Origin of the sequence: Streptomyces sp. NPDC102279 (assembly GCF_044766365.1) — a bacterium.
Lineage (GTDB): Bacteria > Actinomycetota > Actinomycetes > Streptomycetales > Streptomycetaceae > Streptomyces.
Genome location: NZ_JBIWLU010000030.1, coordinates 1 through 4,811, shown reverse-complemented (window position 1 = coordinate 4,811; position 4,811 = coordinate 1). Strand labels below are relative to the sequence as shown.

Below are 4,811 nucleotides of genomic sequence, written 5' to 3'. Positions count from 1 at the left end.
ACTCCTGCCTGCATGGGCGGGGGTTAAAAGCTCCGGCGGTGAAGGATGAGCCCGCGGCCTATCAGCTTGTTGGTGAGGTAGTGGCTCACCAAGGCGACGACGGGTAGCCGGCCTGAGAGGGCGACCGGCCACACTGGGACTGAGACACGGCCCAGACTCCTACGGGAGGCAGCAGTGGGGAATATTGCACAATGGGCGAAAGCCTGATGCAGCGACGCCGCGTGAGGGATGACGGCCTTCGGGTTGTAAACCTCTTTCAGCAGGGAAGAAGCGAAAGTGACGGTACCTGCAGAAGAAGCGCCGGCTAACTACGTGCCAGCAGCCGCGGTAATACGTAGGGCGCAAGCGTTGTCCGGAATTATTGGGCGTAAAGAGCTCGTAGGCGGCTTGTCACGTCGGTTGTGAAAGCCCGGGGCTTAACCCCGGGTCTGCAGTCGATACGGGCAGGCTAGAGTGTGGTAGGGGAGATCGGAATTCCTGGTGTAGCGGTGAAATGCGCAGATATCAGGAGGAACACCGGTGGCGAAGGCGGATCTCTGGGCCATTACTGACGCTGAGGAGCGAAAGCGTGGGGAGCGAACAGGATTAGATACCCTGGTAGTCCACGCCGTAAACGGTGGGAACTAGGTGTTGGCGACATTCCACGTCGTCGGTGCCGCAGCTAACGCATTAAGTTCCCCGCCTGGGGAGTACGGCCGCAAGGCTAAAACTCAAAGGAATTGACGGGGGCCCGCACAAGCAGCGGAGCATGTGGCTTAATTCGACGCAACGCGAAGAACCTTACCAAGGCTTGACATACACCGGAAAGCATTAGAGATAGTGCCCCCCTTGTGGTCGGTGTACAGGTGGTGCATGGCTGTCGTCAGCTCGTGTCGTGAGATGTTGGGTTAAGTCCCGCAACGAGCGCAACCCTTGTTCTGTGTTGCCAGCATGCCCTTCGGGGTGATGGGGACTCACAGGAGACTGCCGGGGTCAACTCGGAGGAAGGTGGGGACGACGTCAAGTCATCATGCCCCTTATGTCTTGGGCTGCACACGTGCTACAATGGCAGGTACAAAGAGCTGCGAAGCCGCGAGGCGGAGCGAATCTCAAAAAGCCTGTCTCAGTTCGGATTGGGGTCTGCAACTCGACCCCATGAAGTCGGAGTTGCTAGTAATCGCAGATCAGCATTGCTGCGGTGAATACGTTCCCGGGCCTTGTACACACCGCCCGTCACGTCACGAAAGTCGGTAACACCCGAAGCCGGTGGCCCAACCCCTTGTGGGAGGGAGCTGTCGAAGGTGGGACTGGCGATTGGGACGAAGTCGTAACAAGGTAGCCGTACCGGAAGGTGCGGCTGGATCACCTCCTTTCTAAGGAGCATCTAGGCCGCCAAGCTTGCTTGGTGGTCCAGGGCCATTACGTCGGCATACGTTCGACGGTGGTTGCTCATGGGTGGAACGTTGATTATTCGGCACTCTCAGTCATCTCGGGCTGCAAGTACTGTTCTTCGGAGCGTGGAAAGCTGATCATGAGTGGCGAGGGTGTCGGGCACGCTGTTGGGTGTCTGAGGGTTCGGCCGATGGTTGGCTGCCTTCAGTGCCGGCCCCAGTGAACTCCGGTGGTTACCGGGGGTGATGGGTGGTTGGTCGTTGTTTGAGAACTGCACAGTGGACGCGAGCATCTGTGGCCAAGTTTTTAAGGGCGCACGGTGGATGCCTTGGCACCAGGAACCGATGAAGGACGTGGGAGGCCACGATAGTCCCCGGGGAGCCGTCAACCAGGCTTTGATCCGGGGGTTTCCGAATGGGGAAACCCGGCAGTCGTCATGGGCTGTCACCCACTGCTGAACACATAGGCAGTGTGGAGGGAACGCGGGGAAGTGAAACATCTCAGTACCCGCAGGAAGAGAAAACAACCGTGATTCCGGGAGTAGTGGCGAGCGAAACCGGATGAGGCCAAACCTCAAGCGTGTGATACCCGGCAGGGGTTGCGCTTGGGGGGTTGTGGGATCTCTCTTTCACAGTCTGCCGGCTGTGAGACGAGTCAGAAACCGTTGATGTAGACGAAGGACATGCGAAAGGTCCGGCGTAGAGGGTAAGACCCCCGTAGTCGAAACATCAACGGCTCGTTTGAGAGACACCCAAGTAGCACGGGGCCCGAGAAATCCCGTGTGAATCTGGCGGGACCACCCGCTAAGCCTAAATATTCCCTGGTGACCGATAGCGGATAGTACCGTGAGGGAATGGTGAAAAGTACCGCGGGAGCGGAGTGAAATAGTACCTGAAACCGTGTGCCTACAAGCCGTGGGAGCGTCGCGCATCGAGTTTACTCGGTGCGTCGTGACTGCGTGCCTTTTGAAGAATGAGCCTGCGAGTTTGCGGTGTGTTGCGAGGTTAACCCGTGTGGGGAAGCCGTAGCGAAAGCGAGTCCGAATAGGGCGATTTAGTAGCGCGCTCAAGACCCGAAGCGGAGTGATCTAGCCATGGGCAGGTTGAAGCGGCTGTAAGAGGTCGTGGAGGACCGAACCCACCAGGGTTGAAAACCTGGGGGATGACCTGTGGTTAGGGGTGAAAGGCCAATCAAACTCCGTGATAGCTGGTTCTCCCCGAAATGCATTTAGGTGCAGCGTCGTGTGTTTCTTGCCGGAGGTAGAGCACTGGATAGGCGATGGGCCCTACCGGGTTACTGACCTTAGCCAAACTCCGAATGCCGGTAAGTGAGAGCACGGCAGTGAGACTGTGGGGGATAAGCTCCATGGTCGAGAGGGAAACAGCCCAGAGCATCGACTAAGGCCCCTAAGCGTACGCTAAGTGGGAAAGGATGTGGAGTCGCACAGACAACCAGGAGGTTGGCTTAGAAGCAGCCACCCTTGAAAGAGTGCGTAATAGCTCACTGGTCTAGTGATTCCGCGCCGACAATGTAGCGGGGCTCAAGCGTACCGCCGAAGTCGTGTCATTGCAGCAATAGGGCCAACGCCCGCTGTGATGGGTAGGGGAGCGTCGTGTGCCGGGTGAAGCCGCGCCGGAAGGCAGTGGTGGACGGTTCACGAGTGAGAATGCAGGCATGAGTAGCGATACACACGTGAGAAACGTGTGCGCCGATTGACTAAGGGTTCCTGGGTCAAGCTGATCTGCCCAGGGTAAGTCGGGACCTAAGGCGAGGCCGACAGGCGTAGTCGATGGATAACCGGTTGATATTCCGGTACCCGCTATGAAGCGTCAAACATTGAACCAGGCGATGCTAAGTCCGTGAAGCCGTCCCGGAGCCTTCGGGCAAAGGGAAGTGGTGGAGCCGACGGACCAGACCTGCAGTAGGTGAGTGATGGGGTGACGCAGGAAGGTAGTCCATCCCGGGCGGTGGTTGTCCCGGGGTAAGGGTGTAGGCCGTGTGATAGGCAAATCCGTCACACATCAAGGCTGAGACCTGATGCCGAGCCGATTGTGGTGAAGTGGATGATCCTATGCTGTCGAGAAAAGCCTCTAGCGAGTTTCATGGCGGCCCGTACCCTAAACCGACTCAGGTGGTCAGGTAGAGAATACCGAGGCGTTCGGGTGAACTATGGTTAAGGAACTCGGCAAAATGCCCCCGTAACTTCGGGAGAAGGGGGGCCATCACTGGTGATCCGATTTACTCGGTGAGCTGGGGGTGGCCGCAGAGACCAGCGAGAAGCGACTGTTTACTAAAAACACAGGTCCGTGCGAAGCCGTAAGGCGATGTATACGGACTGACGCCTGCCCGGTGCTGGAACGTTAAGGGGACCGGTTAGTCACTCTTCGGGGTGGCGAAGCTGAGAACTTAAGCGCCAGTAAACGGCGGTGGTAACTATAACCATCCTAAGGTAGCGAAATTCCTTGTCGGGTAAGTTCCGACCTGCACGAATGGCGTAACGACTTCTCGACTGTCTCAACCATAGGCCCGGTGAAATTGCACTACGAGTAAAGATGCTCGTTTCGCGCAGCAGGACGGAAAGACCCCGGGACCTTTACTATAGTTTGATATTGGTGTTCGGTTCGGCTTGTGTAGGATAGCTGGGAGACTTTGAAGTCATGGCGCCAGCCATGGTGGAGTCGTCGTTGAAATACCAGTCTGGTCGTGCTGGATGTCTAACCTGGGTCCGTGATCCGGATCAGGGACAGTGTCTGATGGGTAGTTTAACTGGGGCGGTTGCCTCCTAAAGAGTAACGGAGGCGCCCAAAGGTTCCCTCAGCCTGGTTGGTAATCAGGTGTTGAGTGTAAGTGCACAAGGGAGCTTGACTGTGAGACCGACGGGTCGAGCAGGGACGAAAGTCGGGACTAGTGATCCGGCGGTGGCTTGTGGAAGCGCCGTCGCTCAACGGATAAAAGGTACCCCGGGGATAACAGGCTGATCTTCCCCAAGAGTCCATATCGACGGGATGGTTTGGCACCTCGATGTCGGCTCGTCGCATCCTGGGGCTGGAGTCGGTCCCAAGGGTTGGGCTGTTCGCCCATTAAAGCGGTACGCGAGCTGGGTTTAGAACGTCGTGAGACAGTTCGGTCCCTATCCGCTGCGCGCGCAGGAATATTGAGAAGGGCTGTCCCTAGTACGAGAGGACCGGGACGGACGAACCTCTGGTGTGCCAGTTGTCCTGCCAAGGGCATGGCTGGTTGGCTACGTTCGGGAGGGATAACCGCTGAAAGCATCTAAGCGGGAAGCCTGCTTCGAGATGAGTATTCCCACCCCCTTGAGGGGTTAAGGCTCCCAGTAGACGACTGGGTTGATAGGCCAGATCTGGAAGGCGGGTAACCGCTGGAGGTGACTGGTACTAATAGGCCGAGGGCTTGTCCTCAGTTGCTCGCGTCCACTGTGT

At 57.6% G+C, this 4,811-nt stretch carries 2 rRNA genes; both read left to right on the top strand.

The annotated features are described in order from the left end of the window. A 16S ribosomal RNA gene (locus tag ACIRQH_RS40845) occupies positions 1-1,352 on the top strand; the annotation flags it as partial. Positions 1,353-1,667: 315 nt separating this feature from the next. Next, positions 1,668-4,790: ribosomal RNA gene (locus ACIRQH_RS40840) — 23S ribosomal RNA — on the top strand. Positions 4,791-4,811 lie beyond the last annotated feature (21 nt).